Source organism: Empedobacter falsenii (assembly GCF_013488205.1).
Lineage (GTDB): Bacteria > Bacteroidota > Bacteroidia > Flavobacteriales > Weeksellaceae > Empedobacter > Empedobacter falsenii_C.
Map to the genome: position 1 here is coordinate 3043584 of NZ_CP040908.1, position 25678 is coordinate 3069261.

27 protein-coding genes are annotated in these 25678 nt (G+C 31.6%); 11 read left to right on the forward strand and 16 right to left on the reverse strand.

Features of this window, described 5'->3' with window-relative positions; translation table 11 throughout:
- The first annotated feature begins 96 nt into the window (after positions 1 to 96).
- A complete protein-coding gene (locus FH779_RS14255; RefSeq protein WP_180905177.1) occupies positions 97 to 1437 on the forward strand; it encodes a hypothetical protein in 1341 nt (446 codons plus the stop codon).
- A 21-nt stretch (positions 1438 to 1458) separates the two neighbouring features.
- Positions 1459 to 2853 (forward strand): OmpP1/FadL family transporter, encoded by a 1395-nt coding sequence (locus FH779_RS14260; RefSeq protein WP_180905178.1) that lies wholly within the window; start codon positions 1459 to 1461, stop codon positions 2851 to 2853.
- A gap of 91 nt (positions 2854 to 2944) precedes the next feature.
- Here FH779_RS14260 and FH779_RS14265 read toward each other — a convergent pair whose 3' ends face one another.
- The gene (locus tag FH779_RS14265) at positions 2945 to 3700 is read right to left on the reverse strand and encodes a head GIN domain-containing protein (RefSeq protein ID WP_180905179.1); all 756 of its coding nucleotides are present in this window, start codon (positions 3698 to 3700) and stop codon (positions 2945 to 2947) included.
- 113 nt (positions 3701 to 3813) lie between these two features.
- On the opposite strand from FH779_RS14265, the gene FH779_RS14270 reads away from it, so the two are divergent.
- The 3 genes from FH779_RS14270 to FH779_RS14280 all read left to right on the forward strand — a co-directional run bounded on the left by FH779_RS14270 (position 3814) and on the right by FH779_RS14280 (position 5672).
- Complete coding sequence (locus FH779_RS14270) at positions 3814 to 4578, forward strand: exodeoxyribonuclease III (RefSeq protein ID WP_115001807.1); 765 nt, start codon at positions 3814 to 3816, stop codon at positions 4576 to 4578.
- A gap of 10 nt (positions 4579 to 4588) precedes the next feature.
- Entirely contained in the window at positions 4589 to 5116 is a 528-nt protein-coding gene (locus FH779_RS14275; protein WP_180905180.1) for a hypothetical protein, read from the forward strand.
- An 82-nt stretch (positions 5117 to 5198) separates the two neighbouring features.
- Positions 5199 to 5672 carry a GNAT family N-acetyltransferase gene (locus tag FH779_RS14280; RefSeq protein WP_180905181.1) on the forward strand — a complete coding sequence of 158 codons (474 nt, stop codon included), beginning with the start codon at positions 5199 to 5201 and terminating at the stop codon, positions 5670 to 5672.
- Positions 5673 to 5711: 39 nt separating this feature from the next.
- Here the strand turns inward: FH779_RS14280 and FH779_RS14285 are convergent, their stop codons facing one another.
- The 11 genes from FH779_RS14285 to kdsB form a co-directional block, all read right to left on the reverse strand.
- Complete coding sequence (locus tag FH779_RS14285; RefSeq protein WP_180905182.1) at positions 5712 to 6452, reverse strand: hypothetical protein; 741 nt, start codon at positions 6450 to 6452, stop codon at positions 5712 to 5714.
- Positions 6453 to 6464: 12 nt separating this feature from the next.
- Positions 6465 to 6989, reverse strand: coding sequence for a DUF4136 domain-containing protein (locus FH779_RS14290; RefSeq protein WP_180905183.1), 525 nt, complete (start codon positions 6987 to 6989; stop codon positions 6465 to 6467).
- 11 nt (positions 6990 to 7000) lie between these two features.
- Positions 7001 to 7540 carry a GNAT family N-acetyltransferase gene (locus FH779_RS14295; RefSeq protein ID WP_180905184.1) on the reverse strand — a complete coding sequence of 180 codons (540 nt, stop codon included), beginning with the start codon at positions 7538 to 7540 and terminating at the stop codon, positions 7001 to 7003.
- 2 nt (positions 7541 to 7542) lie between these two features.
- Positions 7543 to 8055, reverse strand: coding sequence for an NUDIX hydrolase (locus FH779_RS14300; RefSeq protein ID WP_180905185.1), 513 nt, complete (start codon positions 8053 to 8055; stop codon positions 7543 to 7545).
- A 181-nt stretch (positions 8056 to 8236) separates the two neighbouring features.
- Positions 8237 to 9124, reverse strand: a complete 888-nt coding sequence (gene xerD / locus FH779_RS14305; protein ID WP_180905186.1) for a site-specific tyrosine recombinase XerD — start codon at positions 9122 to 9124, stop codon at positions 8237 to 8239.
- Positions 9125 to 10708, reverse strand: coding sequence for a S41 family peptidase (locus tag FH779_RS14310; RefSeq protein ID WP_180905187.1), 1584 nt, complete (start codon positions 10706 to 10708; stop codon positions 9125 to 9127).
- 7 nt (positions 10709 to 10715) lie between these two features.
- Complete coding sequence (locus tag FH779_RS14315) at positions 10716 to 11159, reverse strand: deoxycytidylate deaminase (protein ID WP_180905188.1); 444 nt, start codon at positions 11157 to 11159, stop codon at positions 10716 to 10718.
- Positions 11160 to 11165: 6 nt separating this feature from the next.
- Positions 11166 to 13127, reverse strand: a complete 1962-nt coding sequence (locus FH779_RS14320) for a site-specific recombinase Gcr (protein WP_180905189.1) — start codon at positions 13125 to 13127, stop codon at positions 11166 to 11168.
- Positions 13128 to 13235: 108 nt separating this feature from the next.
- Positions 13236 to 13904: a LolA family protein gene (locus FH779_RS14325; RefSeq protein WP_221627915.1), complete on the reverse strand. Its 669-nt coding sequence runs from the start codon at positions 13902 to 13904 to the stop codon at positions 13236 to 13238.
- Positions 13905 to 13983: 79 nt separating this feature from the next.
- Positions 13984 to 14535, reverse strand: coding sequence for an HNH endonuclease (locus FH779_RS14330; protein ID WP_038332702.1), 552 nt, complete (start codon positions 14533 to 14535; stop codon positions 13984 to 13986).
- A 144-nt stretch (positions 14536 to 14679) separates the two neighbouring features.
- Entirely contained in the window at positions 14680 to 15423 is a 744-nt protein-coding gene (gene kdsB, locus FH779_RS14335; RefSeq protein ID WP_180905190.1) for a 3-deoxy-manno-octulosonate cytidylyltransferase, read from the reverse strand.
- Between the two features lie 200 nt (positions 15424 to 15623).
- Here kdsB and FH779_RS14340 point away from each other — a divergent pair, with 200 nt between their 5' ends.
- The 4 genes from FH779_RS14340 (at position 15624) to FH779_RS14355 (ending at position 19843) form a co-directional block, all read left to right on the forward strand.
- Positions 15624 to 16415 (forward strand): DUF3822 family protein, encoded by a 792-nt coding sequence (locus tag FH779_RS14340; RefSeq protein WP_180905191.1) that lies wholly within the window; start codon positions 15624 to 15626, stop codon positions 16413 to 16415.
- Positions 16391 to 16933, forward strand: coding sequence for a 16S rRNA (guanine(966)-N(2))-methyltransferase RsmD (rsmD, locus tag FH779_RS14345; protein WP_180905192.1), 543 nt, complete (start codon positions 16391 to 16393; stop codon positions 16931 to 16933). The genes FH779_RS14340 and rsmD overlap by 25 nt, the downstream gene beginning before the upstream one ends.
- Positions 16934 to 17067: 134 nt before the next feature.
- On the forward strand, positions 17068 to 19236 hold the full coding sequence (locus tag FH779_RS14350) for a TonB-dependent siderophore receptor (protein WP_125349772.1): 2169 nt from the start codon (positions 17068 to 17070) through the stop codon (positions 19234 to 19236).
- 118 nt (positions 19237 to 19354) lie between these two features.
- Positions 19355 to 19843 carry a TlpA family protein disulfide reductase gene (locus tag FH779_RS14355; RefSeq protein ID WP_180905193.1) on the forward strand — a complete coding sequence of 163 codons (489 nt, stop codon included), beginning with the start codon at positions 19355 to 19357 and terminating at the stop codon, positions 19841 to 19843.
- Between the two features lie 68 nt (positions 19844 to 19911).
- Here the strand turns inward: FH779_RS14355 and FH779_RS14360 are convergent, their stop codons facing one another.
- The 3 genes from FH779_RS14360 to dnaX all read right to left on the reverse strand — a co-directional run bounded on the left by FH779_RS14360 (position 19912) and on the right by dnaX (position 22633).
- Positions 19912 to 20862 carry an FKBP-type peptidyl-prolyl cis-trans isomerase gene (locus tag FH779_RS14360; RefSeq protein WP_038332691.1) on the reverse strand — a complete coding sequence of 317 codons (951 nt, stop codon included), beginning with the start codon at positions 20860 to 20862 and terminating at the stop codon, positions 19912 to 19914.
- A gap of 41 nt (positions 20863 to 20903) precedes the next feature.
- Positions 20904 to 21335 (reverse strand): hypothetical protein, encoded by a 432-nt coding sequence (locus tag FH779_RS14365; RefSeq protein ID WP_115001825.1) that lies wholly within the window; start codon positions 21333 to 21335, stop codon positions 20904 to 20906.
- A 209-nt stretch (positions 21336 to 21544) separates the two neighbouring features.
- Positions 21545 to 22633: a DNA polymerase III subunit gamma/tau gene (gene dnaX, locus FH779_RS14370; protein ID WP_180905194.1), complete on the reverse strand. Its 1089-nt coding sequence runs from the start codon at positions 22631 to 22633 to the stop codon at positions 21545 to 21547.
- A gap of 146 nt (positions 22634 to 22779) precedes the next feature.
- Between dnaX and FH779_RS14375 the strand changes: the two genes are divergently transcribed.
- Complete coding sequence (locus FH779_RS14375) at positions 22780 to 23640, forward strand: helix-turn-helix domain-containing protein (RefSeq protein ID WP_180905195.1); 861 nt, start codon at positions 22780 to 22782, stop codon at positions 23638 to 23640.
- A gap of 22 nt (positions 23641 to 23662) precedes the next feature.
- On the opposite strand, the gene FH779_RS14380 is transcribed toward FH779_RS14375, so the two are convergent.
- Positions 23663 to 24166 (reverse strand): hypothetical protein, encoded by a 504-nt coding sequence (locus tag FH779_RS14380; RefSeq protein WP_180905196.1) that lies wholly within the window; start codon positions 24164 to 24166, stop codon positions 23663 to 23665.
- Between the two features lie 149 nt (positions 24167 to 24315).
- On the opposite strand from FH779_RS14380, the gene FH779_RS14385 reads away from it, so the two are divergent.
- Entirely contained in the window at positions 24316 to 25644 is a 1329-nt protein-coding gene (locus FH779_RS14385) for an amidohydrolase (RefSeq protein WP_038332683.1), read from the forward strand.
- Positions 25645 to 25678: the final 34 nt, after the last annotated feature.

The following is a 25678-nucleotide window of genomic DNA, read 5'->3' on the forward strand; positions in this document are numbered from 1 at the left end:
TATATTTGTTGATAAGTTTCGTATCTTTACTTGGCATAAAAATTGCCTTTAAATTTATGCAAATTTAATTATTACAAACGATGTAAATTTATAATTATGAACAAAGTTTATAAAATTTCTAATAAAATTTCTGCAACTACATTAATTCTTGTGGCTGCATTAGGAATTTCATCTTGTTCGACTTATCAACCAAGTGGTTACGAAAGCGACGGAGTTTACTATAATCCGAAAACAGATAAAACCTATCAACAAGCTCAACCACAATATGGAAACGAGCAAGGAGAACAAGAAAATCAAGGGGAAATAAAAATTGGTAGTCCATACTTTGATGCAGAAGGAAATGGTGCTGAACAATTTTATTACCAAGATGATGTTGATAGTACAAATGATAATACTCAATCTAAATCAGCAACCAAAGTTAAAATTAACGGATATGGTTTAGGTGGTTACAATTATTTTGGAAACAACTATTACACACTTACTTATAACGGATCAAGTAATTATGACTGGGGACGTAATGATGGTGTAGAAATTAATATCTGGAACAACTATCCTTGGTACAATTACGGATGGGGAGGTTTCTACAATCCATATCGTTGGGGATATTACAATCCTTGGTATGGTGGATGGTACGGAAACGGATTTGGTATTTCATTCGGATGGGGATGGAACGATCCATGGTATAATGGATATTATGGTTGGGGTTGGAATAGACCTTACTATGGTGGATATTATGGAGGTTACTACGGTTGGAATAACGGTTGGGGTTACGGTTACGGATATCCAGGTTATTACGGATATGGATACAATCGTCCAAGAGGAATTTATTCTCAACCAGGTTACAGAAACGGTGGTCGTTTAAATAACACGATTAATTCTACTCGTCCTGTTGGAAGCTTAAATGGTAGAAACAACCAAATCTCTACAGGTTTAAGACCTACTCGTGATAATACAATTAATACTACAACACGTCCAACTCGCGAAGTTAGACCAGGTACAGACCAAAGTCAAATTAACGGAACTCGTCCTACAAGAGAGGTTAGACCTACTATTGATCAAGGACAAATGAATAATACACGTCCAACTCGTGAAGTAAGACCAAGTGTAGACCAAAGTCAAATTAACGGAACTCGTCCTACAAGAGAAGTAAGACCTACTGTTGATCAAGGGCAAATGAATAACACACGTCCAACTCGTGAAGTAAGACCAGCGCAAACACAACAGCCTACTTACAACACAAGACCGACTCGCGAAGCGCAACAATATCAACAACCAACAAGAAGCTATGACAGAACAAATAGCATGAACAATTCTCGTTCATCATATTCAACACCTTCTCCAAGTAGAGGTAGCAGTATGAGTAGCGGAAGCATGGGAGGTGGTTCTCGCGGAAGTAGCACAGGAGGCGGAGGTTCTCGTGGTGGAGGAAGAAGATAACTAGATTTAGATCATATATAAATGAAAAAAATATTATTAAGCCTTTGTACCTTAGCTGGTACATTGGCTTTTGCACAACAAAACAAAGGGTACGAAACTCAGTATTCTACAAATGCTATAAATTTATATTCGCAAGATATTAACAGCGGAAATGCTAAATATATTGGTGTTGGTGGGGCTGTTGGTGCATTAGGAAGTGACATTACTTCTGTCGAGCAAAATCCTGCTGGATTAGGAGTAGCAATTAACTCTGACGTACAAGTAACAGCTGGTGTTTCTACTTTTAGTAACAAAACTAATTTCGGAACAAATATCAAAGAATCTGAAAGTAATTTTGATTTCCAACAATTTGGAGGAACATTTGTTTTTGCAAATGAAGCTTCAAAATGGAATCGTTTCACAGTTGGTGTCGCTTATCTTAATCAGCGTTTAGACAATTATTCATCAATTGGAACAAATGAAGGAATTAAATTTGATAATCCAAATGGAACTTTCAATGGTTACATTAAAGATATAGATGGATACAAATCTAAATTCTCTGTTAATTTAGGAACTAGCTATGACGACAAAGTCTACTTAGGATTTGGATTAAACTTCCACGAAACTAACTATTCGGGATACGAACAATATGCAGAGCGTGATGACGACAATGGAAAAACTTATGTATACAATGCAGATGGAGCTCCATATAGTGAAATTGGGCAAGGATTTTCTTTCTCTTTAGGTGCTATTTACAAAGTGAATCACAATGTACGTTTAGGAGCGGCTTATCATTCTCCTGTTTGGTACAATGTTTCGGAAGATTATTATGCAGCAAACTTCATCAATAACGGAACTGCTGTAGATTCTTATTATATGTATTCTTCTGATTACGATATGACACGTGGTGGTCGCCTTGTAGGAAGTTTAGGTTTTGTTGTTGGTAAAAATTTATCACTTGGTGCTGATTATACGTACCACATGAACAATGATACAAAATTAAAACCATCACAATATTTTAATTCTTCTAATAATTTCATCAATGATTTTGTAAAAAATTCAAGTGAAGTTAGAGTTGGTGCAGAATACCGTGTAGATCGTTTCAAAGTAAGAGCGGGTTATAATTATGTAACTTCTCCTTACAAAGATTTTACAATGGATATTGCAAACGAAAACAATGTTGTAACAAATGCAGCTGTTTTATCGAAAGCATTTCAAGGAGATATTAATCGTGCAAGTTTTGGTTTAGGATATGATTTTGGTGGATTCTATATCGATGCGGCTTATCAATATCAAACTCAAAAATATCAACAGTTGATTGGTGGAACAGATTATATTAATACTAATAATGAATTTGTTTCTTTACCTAACACTTACGCTCCAAAAGTTAAATTAAACAACAATTTATTCTTATTGACATTAGGTTGGCAATTCTAATAAAGAAAATAGATATAAAAAATCGGATGAAATTCATCCGATTTTTTTGTAGTACTAAATATTAACTTATCATAGTTTTAAACAAAAACTATTAGTTTATTCTTTTGATAGAAGACATTCCAGAAGTGCTCACTTTCGTTTTCAAACTATTTTCGTCTACATAACGAACAGAACTCGCTCCAGAACTATCAGCAGTCAAATTATTCACAGCCCAAACTGTTGTAGAACTTGCTCCTGAACAATCAACAACTACATTCGCAGCTTTCAATTCTTTTCCAACAAATGAAGAAGCTCCCGAAACTGAAATGTTTAAATCCTGTACATTTCCAGAAATTTTCATACTTGATGCACCAGAATTATCAACCGAAATAGAATTAGAAACTACATCTAATTTCAAATTACTTGCTCCTGATAAATCAACCGCCATTTTTTCTACTTTTTGCGTTGGTAAAACCGTTACATTCGTTGCTCCAGAAAGATTAAATGAACGTAATTTTTGATGTGAGAATTTAATTTTAATAGAAGAATTTTTCAAATTTACTGTTCCATTAATTTTCATCACCAAAACACCATTCTTCACTTCAGTCGTGATTCTATTCATAATATTATCTGGTGCTTCAACAGAAATTTGACCATTATAATTACCATCCTCAACTGTAACACTTATTGCACTACTTACGTCAATCCCTTCAAAAGAAGCAACTTTACGCGTTTCCGTAACTGTATTACTACTCGCTTCTACTCGATCTAAATAATTAGAAGCTGGTGATTTAGAATTTAAATCGACCGAACAACTCGCAAATCCTAACGAACTGAATATTAAAATTGGAAGAAAAATGTATTTCATATAGATGTCTTTTATTATATAGACGCATTAACTTCTAAAAAGTTACAAAAAATATTCACTTTATTTATCATTCTAAATCAATCCGTCATAAATATTTAGTAATTTCGCTAACTATGAAAATCATCAGTTACAATGTAAATGGAATTCGCGCTGCGATGACGAAAGGTTTGGTTGAATGGTTAGAGGCTGCACAACCAGATGTTTTATGTATTCAAGAAACAAAAGCAATGCAAGAACAAGTGGACACAAAACCTTTTGAGGAATTGGGTTATCACATTTATTGGCATGCAGCAGAGAAAAAAGGATACAGCGGAGTGGCTATTTTCTCGAAAATAAAACCAAATCATGTACAAATAGGAACTGGAATAGATTATATTGACAGAGAAGGTCGCGTTTTGAGACTTGATTTTGACAATGTTTCGGTAATTAGTTTGTATTTGCCAAGTGGAACAAATATTGATCGATTAGACTTTAAATTACAATTTTGCGAAGATTTTAAAGATTATATCAAAGAACTTAAAATCTCTCATCCAAACATTGTAATTTGTGGCGATTATAACATTTGTCACGAAGCAATTGATATTCACGATCCTGTTCGTAATGCAAAAGTTTCTGGTTTTTTACCTGTCGAAAGAGAATGGATGACTGCTTTTCTTGATGAATGTAATATGATTGATTCTTTTCGTTATTTTGTAAAAGAACCTCATCATTATTCGTGGTGGTCTTACCGTGCAAATGCGCGCAATAATAACAAAGGTTGGAGAATCGATTACAATATGGTGAGTAATACATTAGAAAAAAATATGACACGTGCGACAATTTTACCAGATGCGAAGCACTCAGATCATTGTCCTGTTTTATTAGAATTAGACGTTTAAGATTATATAAATGAAAAAAATTGTACTTTGTTGTTTCGCTCTTTTTGCTATTGCAAGTTGCGTTCCTCAGAAACAACACCAAGAATTGGAAGCTAATTATTACAAAGCTTTAGACGATCAATCGAATACATCTAAAGAATTGACATTAGCGAATTTGAAAATCGAGAATCTTGAAAAAGATTTAGCAAAAACAAAAAGCGAATTATACATCAAAGATACAGCTTTATCAAATGCACAATCTATGATTAGAATGGCTCAAAAAGAGCACGATACTAATTTGCAAGAATTATATTCTGCTTTGAATAGTTCTGGAGAAAAATCGAAACTTTTCTATACTCAATTGAATGAAAAAGAAAAACAAGTTGCTGATTTGACTCAAAAAGTAAAAGATTTGGACGCTAAGATTGATCAAAAAGATACAGAAATCTTTAATCTAAAAAGACAAATCTTAACACAAGAGATTAATCAAAAGGTTTCGGAAGCAACAGCTACGCCTCCTAAAACAACAACTCCAGCAAAAACTGGAACAAAAAAATAAGCAATAAAAAGTCTTACACCAAAATGTAAGACTTTTTTTATTCTCCAAATCGAAGTAACTTTGCAACAACTAAAAAGTTTTAATGAAAGTTATTTGCGAAACAAAAAGTTTGATCTTACGAGAGTTTTTTGAGATTGATGCATTCGAATTATTTCAATTAAATTCTGACAAAGAATTGATGAAAATCGTCAACGAAAAACCGTATAAATCTGAAGACGAAGCGAAGTTTTTTATCGAAAATATGGAGAAACATTACCAAGAACATGGTTTTGGTCTATGGGGTGTTCACGAGAAAAAAAGCGGACGATTTGTTGGTTGGGGAGGTTTGCGTCAAACAAAATACGGCGCAGTTATCAACATTCGTTTGAAACGTAAATTTCAGAACAAAGGTTACGGAACAGAAGTTTTGAATGAAATTGTAGATTATGCAAAAAATGAATTGAAGTTAGATAAAATAGCTGCTAAAGCAAATGCAAATCAACCAGAAACATTGAAACTTTTACAAAAATCTAAACTTCAACAATCAGAAGAGAACGAATTAATTTTTAAATTATAAAAAATAAAAAAAGCCTTGATAATAATTTACCAAGGCTTTTTATTGAAAAAAATCTCTTTCTGCAATCAATGTCTTTTTTCCATCAACTACTCTATACTTTTTTATCCATAGTTGTTTCTGATTATAAACATACTCAAACTCTTCAGTTCGATGTTTATTATAACCTCCAATCATAATTATTGGATATTCTTTTTCTGGAATACTTTTCCTTTCAAGTTTGATTACATTTTGAAATTTATCATACTGATATTGTTCAATATCAACTTGTAATTGATTTTGGGTATAATAATAATTTTTAACTGATTTTACATTTCCCAAATCATCATATAAAAATTCTTTTTTTAAACTAAAAGCAGAATCTTCAACTTCAGGATAAAGAGTTGTTATTTTTTCTGGTAATTTAGAAGCTCCTTTATAAATATAACTTTTTTTATCTTTCTCTAAAATTCTACCTAAATCATCATATCTCAAGATATAATTTGTTTGAAATAAAAGTTCATTATTAGTTGTATTATAACTATTTACGCTTATTAAATTACCTATCGCATCATAAATAAAAGATTCTTTTCTAACTATATTATCTTTAGAAAAATAAAAGATTAAATCTGTCACTCTACTTTCTTTTAAATTATATTCAGTAGTTGACCCCATAAAACTTTTGAATACAACTTGACGATATGATGAGTAATCTTCATGATTCGAAAGACCTTCAAAATCATTAATTTGACCAAAACAAAACTGAAATATTAAACAAAGAAATACCGTATAACAAATTTTCATCAAACTATTGTTTTATTTCTTTTTAGGTGGGAATTTTTGCAACAATTTCGTTACACCTTTCTGAATATTCGCTGCACGAACTTCTGGCGAAGCTTTCAAGGGCATTTGAATTTTCAAGGTTCCTTCCCAAACTAATCTTCCTTCATCCTTCATCGAAATCGTATAATTTTGATTTAATTTTTGAGACATAATCGGAATTCCAACCGAAACTCCACCTCCAAAACCATAACTACCCGTTCCCATTCCAATTCCTACATTTGAATTTTGTTGTTTAGAAACAAACTCTTCTGGCTTCACGTCTAACGTTAAAACTCCATCATTCGATTTCTGAAAACCTCTGTACAACATTCCTTTTTCAATAGACGAATATAATCTGGCAGAATCTAAACCATTCAAACCTAAATTTCCCGTTTGTGTAAAAGAATATGTTCTATTTGTTTCAAAATCAAAATCTCGGTCATAATCTACCGCTATATTTTGCGTACTACATGAAACAATTGTTAAAAATAACGCACTTAGTAAAAGTATTTTTTTCATAATAAATTTTATTAATCAGTTTTCAATTTCGAATAGATATCTACACTAAGAAATTGATTATCTTTTATTTCACAATCCCTCATAGAACCTTCAAAAATGAAGCCCATTTTTTCGATTGCTTTTTTACAAGTTATATTTCTCGAATCAACATAACCTTCTATTCTATGCAAATTCAACGAATTATACGCAAAATCACAAATAAGAGGAAATGCTTCTTTCATAAATCCTTTGTTCCAAAAATCAGGCAATAACCAGAATCCAATTTCAGCTTTTTTGTTCTTTTTATCTAAATTATTCAACCCTCCAACTCCGTAAAAAGTAGAGTTATCAACAGAACAGATCGCCCAATAAATTCCTGTTTCGTTTTCTTCTAATCCTTTGTACCAATCAATTTGTTCCTGAGTTTCTTCTAAAGTTTTATAACTTACTCCATAATATTTTATCACTTCTGGATGCGATAAGCCTTTAAAAATATCATGAATATCTTCTTGAACAATTTGTCGAAAAAGCAATCGTTCAGAATTCAATATTGGAAAAGAATCAGAATTCATTTTTATTGATTTTTAATATAAGTTTCCACCACTTTTCTCAACGAATCAAAACCTATTTCATCTAAATTAATTTCGTTGATAGGAACCCACTTTACTTCTGCAATTTCATCTTTTTCAAGCGTAATTTCTTCATCTGGAAAATCAGCAATAAATGCTAAATCACACGTTTTATATGGAACTTCTTTGTACTCATATGTATTGGGTTGAGATAAAAAATACTTGAAATTCTCTAATGGAATTTTAATTCCTAATTCTTCCTCAATCTCTCGTTGACACGTTCTTTCTGCCGATTCATTTGGGTCTGTAAAACCTCCAGCCAAATCCAACATTCCTTTCTTTGGTTCTCTATTTCGAACTGTAAAAAGAATTTTATCTTCTTTTTTTAGAATAACCGCAACAGCAGCTGCCACATTTTGATAATAAACCAAATCACAATTTTTACACGACATTTTTCTAAAATCAAAATGATCGATAGAATGTCCACAATTTGGACAAAATTTAAACGATTTTATCATCTTTTTAGGTTAATGATTATTATTTATTTTGAGTATCCGTCATGTCATGCTGAATTTATTTCAGCATCTCATAAACAAGTGTGATTCTGAAACGAGTTCAGAATGACTATTTTCATCGAGAAATCTATAACTAAAAAAGATTCTTCAATTTCACAATCGCTTCATTCGGAATGACAATTTTCTATTTATTTCTTGGATGAAATTTGATAATCGCATCTCGAATAAATTCTTGATCAACATGCGTATAAATTTCAGTCGTCGTAATACTTTCGTGTCCCAACATCAACTGAATAGCACGAAGATCTGCTCCATTTTTCAATAAATGAGTCGCAAAAGAATGGCGAAACGTATGTGGACTAATTGTTTTTTTAACTCCAGCAATTATCGATAATTCTTTTACGATTGTAAAAATCATCACACGTGTAAGATTTTTACCTCGTCTATTTAAGAACAAAAAATCTTCGAAACCAGCTTGTATAGGAAGATGAATACGAATACTTTCTTTGTACAAGTTAATATATTTTATCGTATAATCGCTAATCGGAACCAGTCTTTGTTTGTTTCCTTTCCCAATGACACGAATAAAACCATCATCAAAAAAAAGATCAGAAATTTTGAGATTTATCAATTCCGAAACACGCAAACCACAGCCATAAAGCACTTCTATAATCGCACGATTGCGCTGTCCTTCTGGTTTTGATAAATCAATTACTTCAATCATTTTATCAATTTCTTTTTCAGAAAGCACATCAGGAAGTTTCATCCCAATTTTTGGAGTTTCAAGTAAAGAAGTCGGATTATCTTCTCTAAAATCTTCGAGTTGTAAGTATCCAAAAAAGCTTTTCAAGCCAGAAATAACACGCGCTTGCGAACGAACGCTATATTCGCTCGATGCAAAATCGTGTACAAAATCCCTCAAATCATCTTGCGAATAATCTAAAGGTTGTTTATCAGAATAATTAATTAATTTTTGAATATCGCGTAGATAACCTTCAATTGTATTAGCAGAAACTCTTTTTTCTAATTTCAGATACATTTGATAGTCATACAAAGCATCTTTCCACAGCATTTACTTCGTTATTTTTTCAAGTTCAAAAATACGCTTTATCATTTCATCTTCGGGCATCCAAACTTGATAAAATGCACGAGAACCATATAAAGTTCCAGCAATTGTGGCTTTCATGTAGTTATCAACAGTTGTTGAAAAAACAGGGTTAAACTCATTTGAAGGAATTCCTAAAACACCTAAAAACTCATTTCTATACATTCCTGCACTAAAATATTTCAAATAAATTGCTTCGTTATGAAACATGAAAAAATCGTGAATTGAATAAATTTTCTTGAATAAAAAATCATTAAAATAATTTGCATCTTGATTATAATACAACCAGTTCGAAACCGAATTTGTATCTAATGCAACAAACTCATCAGGAATAATTCCACCACCACCGTAGACTTTTTTACCTGAAGGCGCTGTAAACTCTAAGTCTTTATTAATTTTAATTGAATCTTTACTATATAATTCACCCGATTTTAATCGTTTATATAAATCGTCACTGTATTTTGCCGTTTTTTTATCGAAAGGTTTTTGAATAGATCGACCAGAAGGCGTGTAATAATTTGCAACAGTCAAACGTACCTTAGTACCATCTCCTAAACTAATTTCGCGTTGCACCAAACCTTTACCAAACGAACGACGACCAACGATAATTCCGCGTCCATAATCTTGTAAAGCACCCGCAACAATCTCACTCGAGGAAGCAGAATTTTCATCCATTAAGACGTAAATTTTTCCTTGCTCGAAAAGACCTCTATTTGTAGCGTAAATATATTTTTTACGTTTTTGTTTGTCTTGTGTGTAAACAATCAATTCGTTTTTCGTTAAAAATTCATCGGCAATTTCTTCTGCAATATGCATGATTCCTCCTGGATTTCCACGTAAATCAAAAACCAAAGTTTTCATTCCTTGATCCAATAAATTTTGTAAACCTTCATGAACTTCATTTGCAGAATTTTCAGAAAAACGAGTCAATTTAAGATAACCAATATCTTTCGTTAACATATGTTTTCCAGTAACCGTAGGAATTGGTACAATAGTACGATTTAGCGTAACAGAAATTGGTTTTTGATCGCGAATAACAGATAGTTTAACTTCCGATCCTTTCTTCCCCTTCAATAAACCTTCTATTGTTTTATTATCTTTTGCAACTAAAGATTGATTGTCTGCAGCAACTAATTGATCTCCAAATTCTAGTTTACCATAATTTTTCGTTCCAGGTAAAGTACGTTCAACAACAATGGTGTCATTCATTGTGCGAAATTGAATTCCAATTCCAACAAATTCACCTTTCAATTGCTCTTCTGCCTTTTGTACAGAAGCTTTGTCGATATATGTACTATGTGGATCTAGCTTGGCAACCATATAATGAATCGCATCATCAACCAAACTATCCGAATTAACATCGTTCACATATTCATTGTCAATCAAAGAAACTAATCGACGAATTTTTTGTTCGTTATCCGAATATTGCAAACCTACAATATCCTTGTTTTCATCGAACGCAAAGTCGTATTTTTTCCCAACCATAAAACCGATTAAGAAAATAATCATCACAACTAATACGATATTAATAACCTTGAAAAAACTTCTCATTAAAATGCTAACTGTATAATTCTTCTTCTGTAATTTGTCGAATTGTAATTCCTGATTTTTCTAAAAACTCTAACCCAGAAAGGTCTTTGTATTGTTGAATGTAAACGATGCGCTTTATACCTGCTTGCAGAATAAGTTTGCTACAATCTGTACAAGGCGAAAGTGTAATATACAACGTCGCTCCTTCTGCAGATTGAGTGGAAGTTGCACATTTTAGAATTGCATTTGCTTCAGCATGCAAAACATGCCATTTTGTATTCCCCTCTTCATCTTCGCATTTGTTCTCAAAACCACTTGGCGTACCATTGTAACCATCAGAAATAATCATTCGATTTTTAACAATAATTGCACCAACTTTTTTGCGTTCACAATAGGATAGATTCGCCCATTCAAAAGCCATTTTAAGATAAGCTTTATCGTAACGTAATTGTTTTTCAAAGTTTGTTTCCATTTCTAACTAAGCTTCTTCTTTGTTTTTTGTCCATAAAGGCGGAATAAAAAATGGTAATGGATTTCGGAAAAATGCTTTTAATGTATGCGAAATCATCGTAAAAATCTTATAAAAAGGAATATTATTAGATCGCATTGCCATTAATAATGATAAGATAAAACTAACTAAGAAGTTGCTCCAACCTACCATAAAAATTGCAATAAAACCAATAATCATTGGTCCAATATCAAAATGATAACCCATTCCTCCAATACCAATCGCGAAGTTTCCTGAAACGAAAGTAATGTGTCGAATATCGAAAGGTTGACCAGTAAAATCACCAATCAAAAAAGCACATCCCATCATAAAACCGAATGCAACATTACCTACAACTCCACCCATATTTTTCTCAAACCAATTCGAAATTCTTCTTCTTCTACGTTCTGAAAATGATTTTTTCAAAATTGGATGATTATAAATACGTTCTGGAATATTATGAAAACGTTGATTATTAATTGTTATTCCCGAAATTAATCCTGAAAGGAATAAGAAGACTCCAGCAATTGCTCCAAAGTAAAAAATATGCCAATCCATTGTTACCACTTCTTCCCAATAATGATAAGCTTTAGAATATTTTAAAACTTCTAATCCTAAGATTTCGTTCAATAAATAAAATATTCCTAATGAAACAACAAAACCAGCAACAACATTTCCTAAAAAAGCAATCATTTGGCTTCTTACTAATTGCGCAAATAAAGTTGTAAAATCTTTCACATTCAGTTCAGAACCAGAAGTCGGCACAAGCGAACGAGCTAAACGAGCTGCTGTCATAGAAGGCTGTTTTGTAGCAAGCGTCATATGTGTCAAATAAATCGTACAGAAACCAACAGCGTAATTAATACTAAAGAAAAATGCTTTAAACAATGGCGATGTATCATGTATATTTCCAATTCCGGTTTTGATAAAACACAAAAAAGAAACAATAAAACCACCTCCACAAGCTGTCCAAAACATCTTGTTATACTCTTTGGCTGTCTGCGTAATATATTTTTCTCCTGTCTTACCATTATGATAAGTAACTAAGAAAGTGATTAAATAAACCGTAGAACCTAACTGATTACTCATAAAATTCTTTGGTGCATAAAATTCAACCCATTTCTTTGTTGCAAGACTATAGAAAGAAATTATTCCGTGTAATCTTAGTTCATTATAACTATTTAAAATTGTTTGCAAACGAACTAATTGTTGTTGCAAACGATTGATTTTTGATGCAACTTTCAATGAAATTCCTTTGTAATCTTTTTGTGTTAAAATATCATTTAACAAATGTTTACATTTCGAAATACTTTCTTTGATTTCTAACATATCAAAGCCAGCTTGTGGATTTTCGATAATGTTACTAATCTGCATCGAAAGTTTAGAGAATGGATTATCAAGATAATTAACCTCGTTACTGTAACGCATCATTTCTTTATCCGAAAATCCTCCAGTAATACGAACCGTCAAAATAGAAATTGCTTGTAAAAGCTGATTCTGAATATTGTTAACGTTTCCTTTAAAATTATCTGGTTCGATATCTTGATACAATACTTCGAAAAATTTTCGCCAACGATCTCTTGGAATAATTCGGATTGCTGATAAGTTTTTCGAATTATAAAAAATCTCATTTACCACAGAAGTTAATTCATTATTATCTTCGATATCTGGTAAAAGAGAATCCATTATTTTCTTTCGAAAAATGGATAATAAATTATCTTCCAGATGAATTCCACTATCTACTAAATAGCTAACGAAATTGATTTTCCCGAATGTATTTTGAAGTTCTTCGCGAAAAATTAATCGATATGTAGAGTTATTTTGAAGTTTAGAAATTAGATCATCTATAAAAGAAATTGAATCTGGATAATCTTTTCTTGCTTTCTCTAATAATCTTAGAAAAAAGCTCTTCTCGTATTTTTTATTTTGATCAAATATAGAGTCTAAAGCCATATTTTAATTTCTTCATTCAGAGTACAAAAGTAAAAAACTTATATTACCTAAGCAGTATAAATCAACAGAAATAAAAAAGTGATTCTTGATGAACCACTTTTTATATATTTAGAATTTAAAATTTTTCTTATCTATTGCTGGGTTGATTTTTATGTCATTAAATTTAATCACATATTCTCCTCCATCAACTGGTTTTCCTACCACTTTTGTGGCAAAAGATAATCCGTTATACGTCTTGAAATTAGAGTAATAAAGTGTTTCGTCTTTATTTTTTTCCATTACAATTTCGTACGAATTTTTATCAAAACAATATATTGTAGAATTTGTATTTTTTGTTAATTCTATTTTGTAACAGCTATTATTTTGATCGTATTTATCTACACCTAAGTATTTTACTTTAAATCCTTTTTGTTTATATTTCAAAATATCCGAATCAAAAGAGTCTGGTTTATAATCTTTTACAGCTACATTTTTCTTAGCAACTTCACTGTATGTCCATCCCATTCTACCATCATATCCTTCGTTCAAGATTTCTTTTCCATTCATCACAAACACTACTTTTTTGTTGTAAGGGCGTTGATGATAAACAATCATTGGATAAGAATCTCCAACATTTATAATGGCTTCTCCTTTTAGGATAATACTGTTCAAATTATTCCAAGCTGCTTCTCCTCCTGTTTTTTGAATATGAGTTTCGATTATTTTCTCTGCATTTTGTGCAAATGTAGTCACAGAAAATAATGAAATCATAAGCGCGCTAAACGTCAATTTCGACATAAGAACTTTTTTAATTTTTAACAATCTGTCGAACAAGATATAAAAACTAATTTAAAGTTCTGTAAAGAAATATTGTCTTTTAGTCTTTTTTAACTTCTATATGAGCCCAATTTTCACCTCTTAAAATACGGTAAACCTGACCTTGAGAAATATTAAATTGTTTTGCTAGTGTAGAAATTTTTGTTTTTCTATTTGGATCAATTAATTTCTTTTTCAGACGAATAACTTGTGCTTCTGTCAACTTACTATTTGGAATACTGTCTAAACGAGAACGTCCTTTCATCATTCTAAATAAATCCTTGTTGTGCTCTTTCCATTCGTCCAATGTTGCCCATTTCAAATTATCCATTGCGTTGTTTAATTTGTTATGATCCAAATGCACTACATATTCTTTATTGTCTTTATTTGGTAAAAAAGTTTCGGCAACCATTTTATGTACATATTTAGCTGTACGTTTTCCGTCTGCTTTTGTTACCCAAATCGCACGATAACCATTGTTAATCGCTCCTTCTAAGATTTTGTATTTATCTTGTCCTGTGTATAATTTTTTCACAAGACCATCTTTTGAAACTAAAAAGGATCTTTTTTCAATTAATCCTTCTGCTTCGTATTCTTTCCATGAATCACTCATAATCACTATTTTACTTATTTACTCCATTTTACAACAACATTCATACCGAAATAATTTTTTAAGTATTAATTAACTTAATTATTTCATTTCCACGTCAAGTATAGCTGATTTTAGGGCAAATATAAATCATAAAAAGTTTAAAGATTATTTTTTAACAATAGTGGATAAGTACTTTTTTGCACGCTCTAAATCTTCTGGTGTATCAATTCCTACTCCTATCGATTCGGTTTCAATCACTTTAATCTTCATTCCGTATTCCAAATAACGCAATTGTTCTAATTTTTCTGCACGCTCATTTTGACGCATTTCAAGTGTTGAAAACTTCAACAAAGCTTCTTTTCTAAACGCATAAATCCCTAAATGACGAAAATAATTTGGTGTAAAATTAGTTTCACGTGCAAATGGAATTGCTGAACGCGAAAAATAAAGTGCAAAATCGTTAATATCAGTGACCACTTTTACAAAATTAGGATTGTTAATATCTTCTTCCTTTGTAATGGATTCTTTTAAAGTCACCACATCTACAGTTTTTCCCAATTCTCCATCAAAAGAGGATAAAATATCTGCCAAAGCTTTTTCGTTCACAAATGGTTCATCGCCTTGCACATTCAAGATAATATCACATTCTATATCTTGTATAGCTTCAGCAATTCTATCACTTCCTGTTTCGTGATCTTTGATACTCATGATTGCTTTTCCGTTGTGCGAAACAATTTCATCAAAAATTAAATCAGAATCTGTCACCACAAAAACATCGTCAAACAAATTAGTAGCGACAACATTTTCGTACGTCATTCTTATCACAGTTTTATCGCCCAATTGTTGCATCAATTTACCTGGAAAACGTGTTGCTGCATAACGAGCTGGAATTACGGCTATTTTTTTCACAATTTTTAATTTCAAATTTCTGTAAATTTAAAATAGATTCGGCTGAAATGCTTCTTTAATCAACAAAATAATTATAGTATCTTTGCTAAAATAAATTTTCTGTATGAAGATTGCTTTCAAAATTTTGTTATTTTTGATTTCATTAGGATTAATATATATCTTAATCAACGAGTTAAAAATTCAAGGATAAAGAAAAATTTATGTCAAAAACAACTCAACATTCGTTAGCGATTTTACTATCTCACGATATGCTTAGTTATATTACCAAAACAACCGACGGAGAAACGACTTCGTACTCGGATGTGTATGACTATTCGGTAGATTTTACAAATCTTAACAAAACGGAAATTGAGATTGAACATGAATTGCGTTCTAATTTGACTTTGCTACAAGAATATGATTATGTGCATATTTGTTTTTTGTCGACAACTGTAAATGTTGTTCCAAATCACTTTGCGCACAAACCTTTTGAGGAATTGTTATCACTTTCTAACTATAGTCCTGTAAAATTAGCGATCGATTGTCCTTTGGAAAATGTAGATGCATCAATTATCTACAATATTCATTATCCACTAAAAGATATTTTGCTTTCATTACCGAATTTGCAAAATGCGCGTTTGTATCATTCGGGCAAATTCTTGGTAGATTATGGAATGATTAATTCTAAAAACGATGAAATTTATATCAATTTAATGCATCAAAAATTAGAAGTTTGCGTGTTGAGCAATGGAGAATTTATTTTTTATAATCTATTTGAAACAAAAACGAAAGAAGACTTTTTGTTTTACATTTTGTATACATTAAATCAATTAAATATTAGTCCAAATACCGTTTCATTGTATGCTTTTGGTGATATCTTAAATTCGCCAGATTTTTACGAAACTTTACAAAAATATGTGCGTCATATTTCGTTTAACGAAGCAGACAAACAACTTGGGCAATATTTTACATTATATAAATTATTCGAATGCGAATCATTTCAGGAACATTAAAAGGAAAAAGAATCACAGCACCAACCAACTTGCCGGTGCGCCCAACAACAGACTTCGCGAAAGAAGCTTTATTTAATATCTTAAACAACGAATGGTATTTCGACGAAATTACCGTTTTAGATTTATTCTCTGGAATTGGAAGTATTTCATTAGAATTTGCTTCACGTGGAGCAAAAAAAGTAACTTCGGTTGATAATTTCTACGGTTGTGTAAAATTTTTGGACGAAACAGCGAAACAATTAAAATTAGATGATATTATTTCTACTGTAAAAAGTGATGTCATGAAATATTTGGACAAGCAATCAATCAAAAAGTTTGATATTATTTTTGCTGATCCTCCTTACGATTTGGATGTAGAAACTTACAAAAAAATCCCAAATTTGGTTATCGATAATCAATGGTTAGAAGAAGGTGGAAATTTTGTTTTAGAACATCCTTCAAGCATTTCTTTTGAAGAGCATCCAAACTTTGTACAGCACAAAAAATACGGAAACGTACACTTCTCTTTTTTCGAGTAAACATCCATTTTCTTAAAATATTTAACAAAATCGACTGATAGATGATATCTATCAGTCGATTTCTTTTTTTTATTTATACTAAGTCTAATTAAATTTGCAGCATTAATTTTATTTAGAATAAATATACATAACATATGAAAAGGAATAAACTTTTACTAGCTACACTTACTATACTAAGTTTTTCTACTGCGTTCGCACAAGAAACAACGAAAGAAAAAAAAGATTCAATTAGCAATCTACAAGAAGTTGAAATTTTTGGAGATCGTAACAAGAATCAAAGAGGTTTAGAAACAATTACACGTTTTCCTGCAAATCCTCAAGATCAAGTTCAATCTATTTCAATTATTTCTGAAAAGTTAATTGAAGAACAAGGTGCACAAACAATCACGGATGCAACTCGTAATGTACCAGGTGTTACGTTATTTGGAAATTATGGGGGTATTCGCGAATCGATGTCTATTCGTGGATATAGAGGAGTTCCTGTCTTAAAAAATGGTGTTCGTATGGACTCTGATTTCCGTACAGGATCTGCTGTTATTGATATGGCTGGTGTAGAATCTATTCAAGTTATTCGTGGTTCTGCTGCGGTTACACAAGGAATTGGAAATGGATTAGGTTCTGCTGGTGGTGTAATTAACGTTACAACAAAAACGCCACGTTATATTAACCAAGGACATATTTCTGCACAATATGGAAGCTGGAATACTTTCCGTTCTACATATGATATTCAACGAACAGTTACAGAAGATAAAAATTTAGCTTTCCGTTTAACAGGTTCATATAACAATGGAGATAGTTATAGAGATGTTATTAACAGTAATTCTTTCTATGTAAATCCATCTATGGCTTGGAAAATTGATGATAAAACTGAATTTGTTGCTGAGTTTGATTATTACAAAGGAGATAAAACGCCAGATCGTGGAACTATCAATTTAGGAGATAATTTTACTGAAGCTTTATACGATATCGGTGATAAATTTATGGGATATGATATCGATAATACCGAAATCAAAAACTATTCTTACGCTGCTCGTATTACAAGACAGTTAACAAATAATATTAGTGCTAGAGTTGCTTACTTTAGTAACTTCTACAACAGTGACCAATTAGGAGCAACGTTAGCTTTACCAAAAGGAAGTACAGAATATAACATTCGTAATCGTGGATTAGGTCGTTCTTTTAGAGATGATAGAAACTCGACTTTACAAATTGACTTGATTGGTAAAGATATGAGATTTGGTGATTTCAAATGGAATTGGCAAGCTGGATATGATTATACAATCAACCGTTTAGAAACAAGAACTGCAGATGGTATCGGAACTATTGATCAAATTGATGTTTTCAAAGATATTAACCATTCGATCAACTTAACTCCTGAGCAAGAAGCTAAATTAGCTTGGAACAAAGACAAAACAAATCTATCAAGAGGTTATTCTTACGGATTTATGACACAACATCATTTCTCTTATAAAGATTTAATCACATTTGTTGGAGGTTTACGTTATAGCTATTTAATCGATAACCACGATGGTGTTGTAGATCCTGTTGTTGGTTTAGTTGTTTCTCCTTGGAGAAATGTAAATGCTTACATTACTTATGCAACAAACACAAGTTTACGCTCTGCTTTAAACATTATGACTGATGGAAGCAAAGCTGGACCTTCTGTTACAGATCAAGTAGAAGTTGGTGTTAAAACACAATGGTTCAACGACCGTTTACGTGCAAACGTAGTTTACTTCAACATGAACAACGATAACTTAACATTCGAAACATACGAAAATCAAACAGCAACTGGTTTATACGAAAAAGCTGGTAATTTGAGACGTAAAGGTATCGAGTTTGAAGTTGCTGGTCGTCCATTACCAAACTTACAAGTTATGTTAGGATATGCATACTTAGATGCTGGTTACCACGATTCTCCTCAATATGTAGAAGATTCAAGACCATCTAATGCGCCTTACAATACAGCAAATGCTTGGGTTCAATATAAATTTATTGAAAATAATTTCTTGAATGGTTTCACTGTTTCTGCTGGTGTTTACTACGTAGGTTCAAGACCATCTAACGAACAAAGTTTAGATCGTGATGCTCATGGTAATTTCTACGGAGGAAGCAAACCTTTCTTATTGCCAGATTATTATACATTAAATGCGCAAGTTGGATATTCTATGAAAAGATTTGACTTCCGTTTATTCTTTAATAACATTACAGATCAGTTAGGATACAATTCTTACTTCCGTGGAGGTTACATCAACCAAATCGATCCATTTAATATGGCTGCACAAGTAAATTTCAAATTCTAATTTTCTCAGAGTTAAACATATTTTTAGCATTTATTTAATAGGAAAACGACAGTTTTATAAACTGTCGTTTTTATTTTGGATAGAATTGACTAACTTTCGTCAAAATTTTTCTTAAAACATGAAAACAAAAATTACTGCTTTATTGATATTCTTTTGTTCGATTTTTACATTTGCACAAACAGAAAATACGCTAAAATCTATTCCAGAATTTTCTTTTGTAAAAATGCAATCCGAAGGAATTTTCAGTTCAAAAGATATCAAAAAAGGAAAACAAACGTTAATCGTTTTATATTCGCCAACATGTATTCACTGCCAATTAGCCTTGAATCATTTTAGCAATAATTACGAAGAACATTTAAAAAATACTCAGATTATTTTGGTTTCTGAATACGAAGCAAAAGACGCTATCCCTTTCCTAAAAGAGCACGCACCTAATTTTGTAAATAATAAAAATGTAGAATTATTATATGATTCTAATTACGAATTTGGTCCAATTTTTCAACCAACTTCTATTCCTACATTTTATTTATTCGACAAGGATCAAAATCTTGTTACCATCAAAAAAGGTTCTGTAGAAGCAAATCAAATTTTTAAATATTTGAAATAATTTAAAAATTAATCCATAAAAAAATTCCACTCAATTGAGTGGAATTTTTTGTTATATCTAATCGATGATTATTTACCTTGTTGTGCTTGAGCTTCAAATTGTTTTTGTAATTCTTTGATTTGCTCTTCAGATAAACCTTGTCCCCCTTGCGCACCTGGTTGTCCTTGTGGAGCTGGTTGACCTTCTTTAAAGTCTACTAATTCTACTTCGAACTCTAATGCTTGGTTTGGTCCAATTTGTCCTCCAGGAGCTCCCATTTCACCGTAACCTAAGTTAGCAGGAATATAGAATTTGTATTTTGATCCTTTAGACATTAATTGTAAACCTTCTGACCATCCTGGAATAACTTGATTCAAAGGAAATTCTACACCTCCTTTAGCTTCAGGGTTTTTATCCGTACTATCAAAAGTTTTACCAGTAGCTAAAATTTTACCAGTATATTTTACTTTAACAATACTATTAATGTTTGGTTTAGCACCTGTTCCTTCTTTTTCTACAACATAAACTAATCCAGAAGCAGTTGTTTTAGCACCAGAAGCTTTTTTCTTCTCGTCTACTAATTTTTTAGACTCGTCTGCATTTTTCTTAACCAAGTTTTGTTGGTGATTTTTTGCATACGTATCTAAAATTCCCATTCCCGCTTCTTGTGTAATCAACAATTTTTTGTGACGTACAACATCCATAATCCCTTGAACAATGATATCCTTGTCCATTTGATCTAATTGTTGTTGATTAATAACCGTCTCAATTTGCTGACCAACTTGTTGACCAATAGCGTAAGACTCTCTACCTTCTTTACCTGCTTTTAAGTAATCACGGATCCCTTTTTCTAATTGATCGTAGTTGATACTATCAGTTTCAACTAAACGTCCTCCAAGACCTTTGATTTGCTCACCAAGACCAGTTCCGAAAGCATAAGAAGCTTTTTGATCTTCGCTTTCTAATTTGTCTACAGATTTTCCTTTGTTACAAGACACTAACGACGCAACAACAAAAATCCCTAAAAGAACTTTTTTCATTATTTATAAAAATTTATTGCAAGTTTAATAAGAAACTTTCATTAATCATACAAATCTAACCCAAATTCTTCTTTTAATTTTAACAAAATCGGGTTTTTATCTGATAATTTCTCAAATTTCTCTTTGTTTGATAAGATATGATTCGTTGCTTCCTTCTCCGAAAACTTAATCTGAATACTAAAATAGTGATTCTTAAGGAATGCTCTCAAACTATTTCTGATTCGATCGCGGTATTCCTCAAACTCTTGTTCCGATGAATGTGAAGTAAATTCGAAAATAATTTCATCACCTTCCAAACCAAGTTCAGTTGTCATCAAAGCATTATAAGACGGAATATTATGTTCGATTTTTAATCGATCCAAAAATCTTTTCCAGCCTTCTTTTACTTGATCCAATGTAAACTTTTCTCGAGGCAAATCATTTCGTAAAATCTCTTCCTGATGTTCTTCAACTTTTGCTCCAGGCAAAGCCATCTTAAGACTAAACGACGAATTACCATTTGTTCTAATTGGTTTTGAGGCACGCGTATATTCTTTGACTTCTTCCGAAATCGAAGTTTTAACGTGTTGCGTATTTACCTGCTGTAGAGTTTGTCCATTTTGTGGAATAGAATTATTTTGCTGAACTTGAGGAACTTCAATTTTAGAAGTTTGTTGTTCAGAAAAATAAAACGTTGGCGGAACTATCCTATACTTTTTTTTTTAAGCCCGTTTTCTTCTGCCGTTAACGAAGCCAATTGCATCAATGCAATTTCAACTGTTAAACGTGGATTTTTACTCGATTTGTAGTTTAAATCTGCTTCATTACAAATTTCGATTGCGCCAAATAAAAACGTTGCTGAACATTTTTGCGCGTGCTCCAAATATTTTGCTTTTATACGCTCACCAACTTCCAACAAACTTACTGTATTAGCTGTTTTCGCCATCAATAAATCTCGGAAATGAGCGCCCAAACCACAAATAAATAAATGAGCATCAAAACCTTTGTTCAAAATATCATTAAATTGCAACATCGCTTGCGGAATATCATTTTCCAAACACGCATCTGTCATCTTGAAATAGTAATCGTAATCTAATACATTCAAGTTTTCTGCAACAGCAGAGTACGTCAAATTTTTATTCGTAAAAGTTGCCATTCTATCAAAGATTGACAAAGAATCGCGTAACGCACCATCAGCTTTTTGAGCAATCAAATGCAATGCATCATCTTCAAAAGTTACTTGTTCTTTTTCAGCAACATTTTTCAAATGTCCTTTGATATCTTCAACTCCAATTCGTTTGAAATCATAAATCTGACAACGAGAAAGAATCGTAGGAATAATTTTATGTTTTTCTGTAGTTGCCAAAATAAAAATAGCATGCGCTGGTGGCTCTTCTAACGTTTTCAAAAACGCATTGAAAGCCGCTGTTGACAACATATGAACCTCATCAATAATGTAGACACGATATTTCCCAATTTGAGGAACAATACGCACTTGATCGATTAAATTTCTGATATCATCAACCGAATTATTAGATGCTGCATCCAACTCAAAAATATTGAAAGCAAAATCTTGATCGCCTTCTACTCCATTTTCTTCGTTGATTTTACGCGCTAAAATTCGAGCACATGTTGTTTTCCCAACACCTCTTGGTCCACAAAATAAAAGAGCTTGTGGCAATTGATTTGACTTTATCGCTTGCTCCAAAGTATTTGTAATAGACGCTTGTCCAACTACATCTTCAAAATTTAGCGGGCGATATTTTCTGGCTGAAACAACAAAATTTTCCATACAAATGCAAATATAATAGTTTTAAGTTTCTAATAAAAATTCTTTCAAACCTCATCAATTAATTCTATTTTTATTTATAAATTACACAAGTCAAAAAAAGTAATATCTCTAACAATTCATTTGATTGTTGAACACATTTTTATTTTATGCAAAATTCAGAAAACCAAGATTCAGTACCTATTATCAGTATACAAAGTTTTCGAAAAGGACAATTAGCTGGTCGCGACGAATTGTTGTTTAATGAATTGCATGGCGAACGACATATAGATAAACCTCACAAGCACGATTTTTTTGTAATTATTCTTTTCGATAAAGCTTCTGGAACGCATAATATTGATTCGAAAGATTATCCAATCGATGACAAAGAAATTCATATTTTGTTTCCTGGACAGATGCATAAATGGCAAATAAATGATGGAACAATTGGTTATCAATTGATGACAGAACGTTCATTTTTCGAACAATTCGCGCCTTATTTTCGCTTTTCATTTACCAATTATCAAAATCATCCTGTTATAAAATTATCGGACGAAGCTTTCTCGAAATTGATGTATGAATTCAATGCAATAAAAGAAGAATTAAAATCTGAAAATTCATTGGTTCATTTGATTAATGCTCGTGCAGCGGTTATTGCGGCAATTGTGAGTAAAGAAGCGGAACAAATTTTTACAGAATTTAAAGTTTATCAATCCAATCCGAGATTAGCGAAATTTAATATGTTGATTGATGAATTTTACAAAGGAGAAAAATCGGTTGTTTTTTATGCAGAAAAATTACATATTTCGGCTAATTATCTGAATATTTTATGCAAAAAACATCTGAAAGTTTCAGCTACACAACTTATTCAACAACGAATTATTATCGAAGCAAAGCGACTTTTAAAATCGGGAGATTTATCCATCAAAGAAATCGCTTTTGACTTAGGTTTTACAGATCATGCCTATTTTTCGAACTTTTTCAAAGCTCAAACCAATATTACTCCATCAGAATTTCGAAATCAAAAATAGTATTTTCAAACATTATACTCTCTTATATAAATTGCTCAATTTTTTGCTTAAGTAAATGTTCATCTTGACTATCTATTTCTTCAATTTGATTTTTTAATTTGATAAGTTCATTCAAATATTCTTCTTCAAACTCCGGTTCACAATGAAAACATTCATGAAATATTCGATCTAAAACATTCCAAGTAAAATCAAGAATTTCATCACTATAATACTTATTTGATATAGCAATATTCAGACTCTTGATATATTGTAAAAAATAATTTGAAAAAAAAGTAGATTGTGATTCATCAAATCCATCTTCAAGCAAAAACAATGCATAATAATCCTCTATTTTTATAGTATTATTTAATAGATCTTTTTGTAAATTCTCGAAATAAGATTCAACTATTTCTTTTCTATTTTCTATATATTCTTCGTGCAATTTTTTATTAAAGTTACTGAATACTAAAATGTTATTTTTTAGTTGAAACTCTTCTTTGATTTCCTTAAAATTATTGATAATTAAAAAGTCTTTGTATGTATTCATACTTTTAAAGGATTACATAATAATCAAATATACAATCAAAACTCTCATAATATTTAAGAAAAAGATAAATTCTACAAGCATAAGCAGTTTTTATGATAGTTTAGTGGACATAATTTCAAGTACTTTGTTTAATACAAATAAAGGCAATAATGAATAACAATATATCTCGCAAAGATTTTCTTAAAAATTCAGCTTTAGGATTAGCAGGATTTTCACTTTTACCAGGATTTTCACAAGCTGCACCAGATTTTCAATTAGATAAGACGAATGTAACAAAGCCAGGAAATTTCATCCTAAAAAATGTTCGTTTAGAAACAGGTTTCGAATATGAAAACGACGAAATCATTGGTACAAAAACAGATCTTTTTACAATTGAAATTTCTAACGGAAAAATCAAAAAAATCAGCCCAAATCAACCGAATGCAAAAGCTATCGATGCAAAAGGTTTGTTGATGTTACCATCTTTCAAAGATATGCACATTCATTTAGATAAAACCTTATATGCAGATAGATGGCGCTCAGTTCGTCGTTCTGGAGGAATCAAAGGAATGATTGAATTAGAACAAAAAGTTTTGCCTGAAATGTTGAAAAAATCTACCTACAAAGCAGAAAAACTGATTGAATTATTACAATCGTACGGAACAGGTTTTGCGCGTAGCCATGTGAACATTGAACCAACTTCTAAATTAGATTCATTGAAAAATTTAGAAATTGCTTTGGCGAATAAAAAAGATTCATTTGGAGCTGAATTGGTTGCTTTTCCTCAACATGGTTTATTCTACACCGATTCGATGCCGTATATGAAAGAAGCTGCTAAAATGAACATCGATTTTATTGGAGGTTTAGATCCTACAAATGTTGATGGCGCAATCGAGAAAACAATGGATGCAACAATTCAATTAGCGTTAGATCATAACAAAGGAATTGATATTCATTTGCACGAATCAGGAAAATCTGGTCATGATACCATTGACTATTTAATCAAAAAAGTAAACGAAAATCCACAATTAAAAGGAAAAACATTCGTCAGTCATTCTTTTGCATTAGCAACTTTAGATAAATCAAAACAAGAAGCCATTGCCGAACAATTGGGTGCAGCGCAAATCGGAATTGTTTCTACGATTCCTTTCGGAAGCTTAGTTATGCCAATTCCAACTTTATTAAAACATGGTGTAACCGTAATGACAGGAAACGACAGCATTGTGGATTATTGGAATACGTTTGGAACAGGAAGTGTTTTACAGAAAGCAAATCTTGCAGCACAGTTATACGGACAAAGTTCTGAATTTGGTTTATCAAGAATGTTGAAATTAGCAACCGCAGGACCAATTCCATTGAATGATAAAGGTGTACAACAATGGCCAAAAGAAGGCGATGATGCAAATATTATCTTGATTGATGCAAGTTGTTCTGCAGAAGCGGTTTCGAGAATATCACCTGTTCGTTCCTTAATTGTAAAAGGAAATATTGTCTATTAATTCAAAACTTCGTCATTCAAAATCATTCAAACTA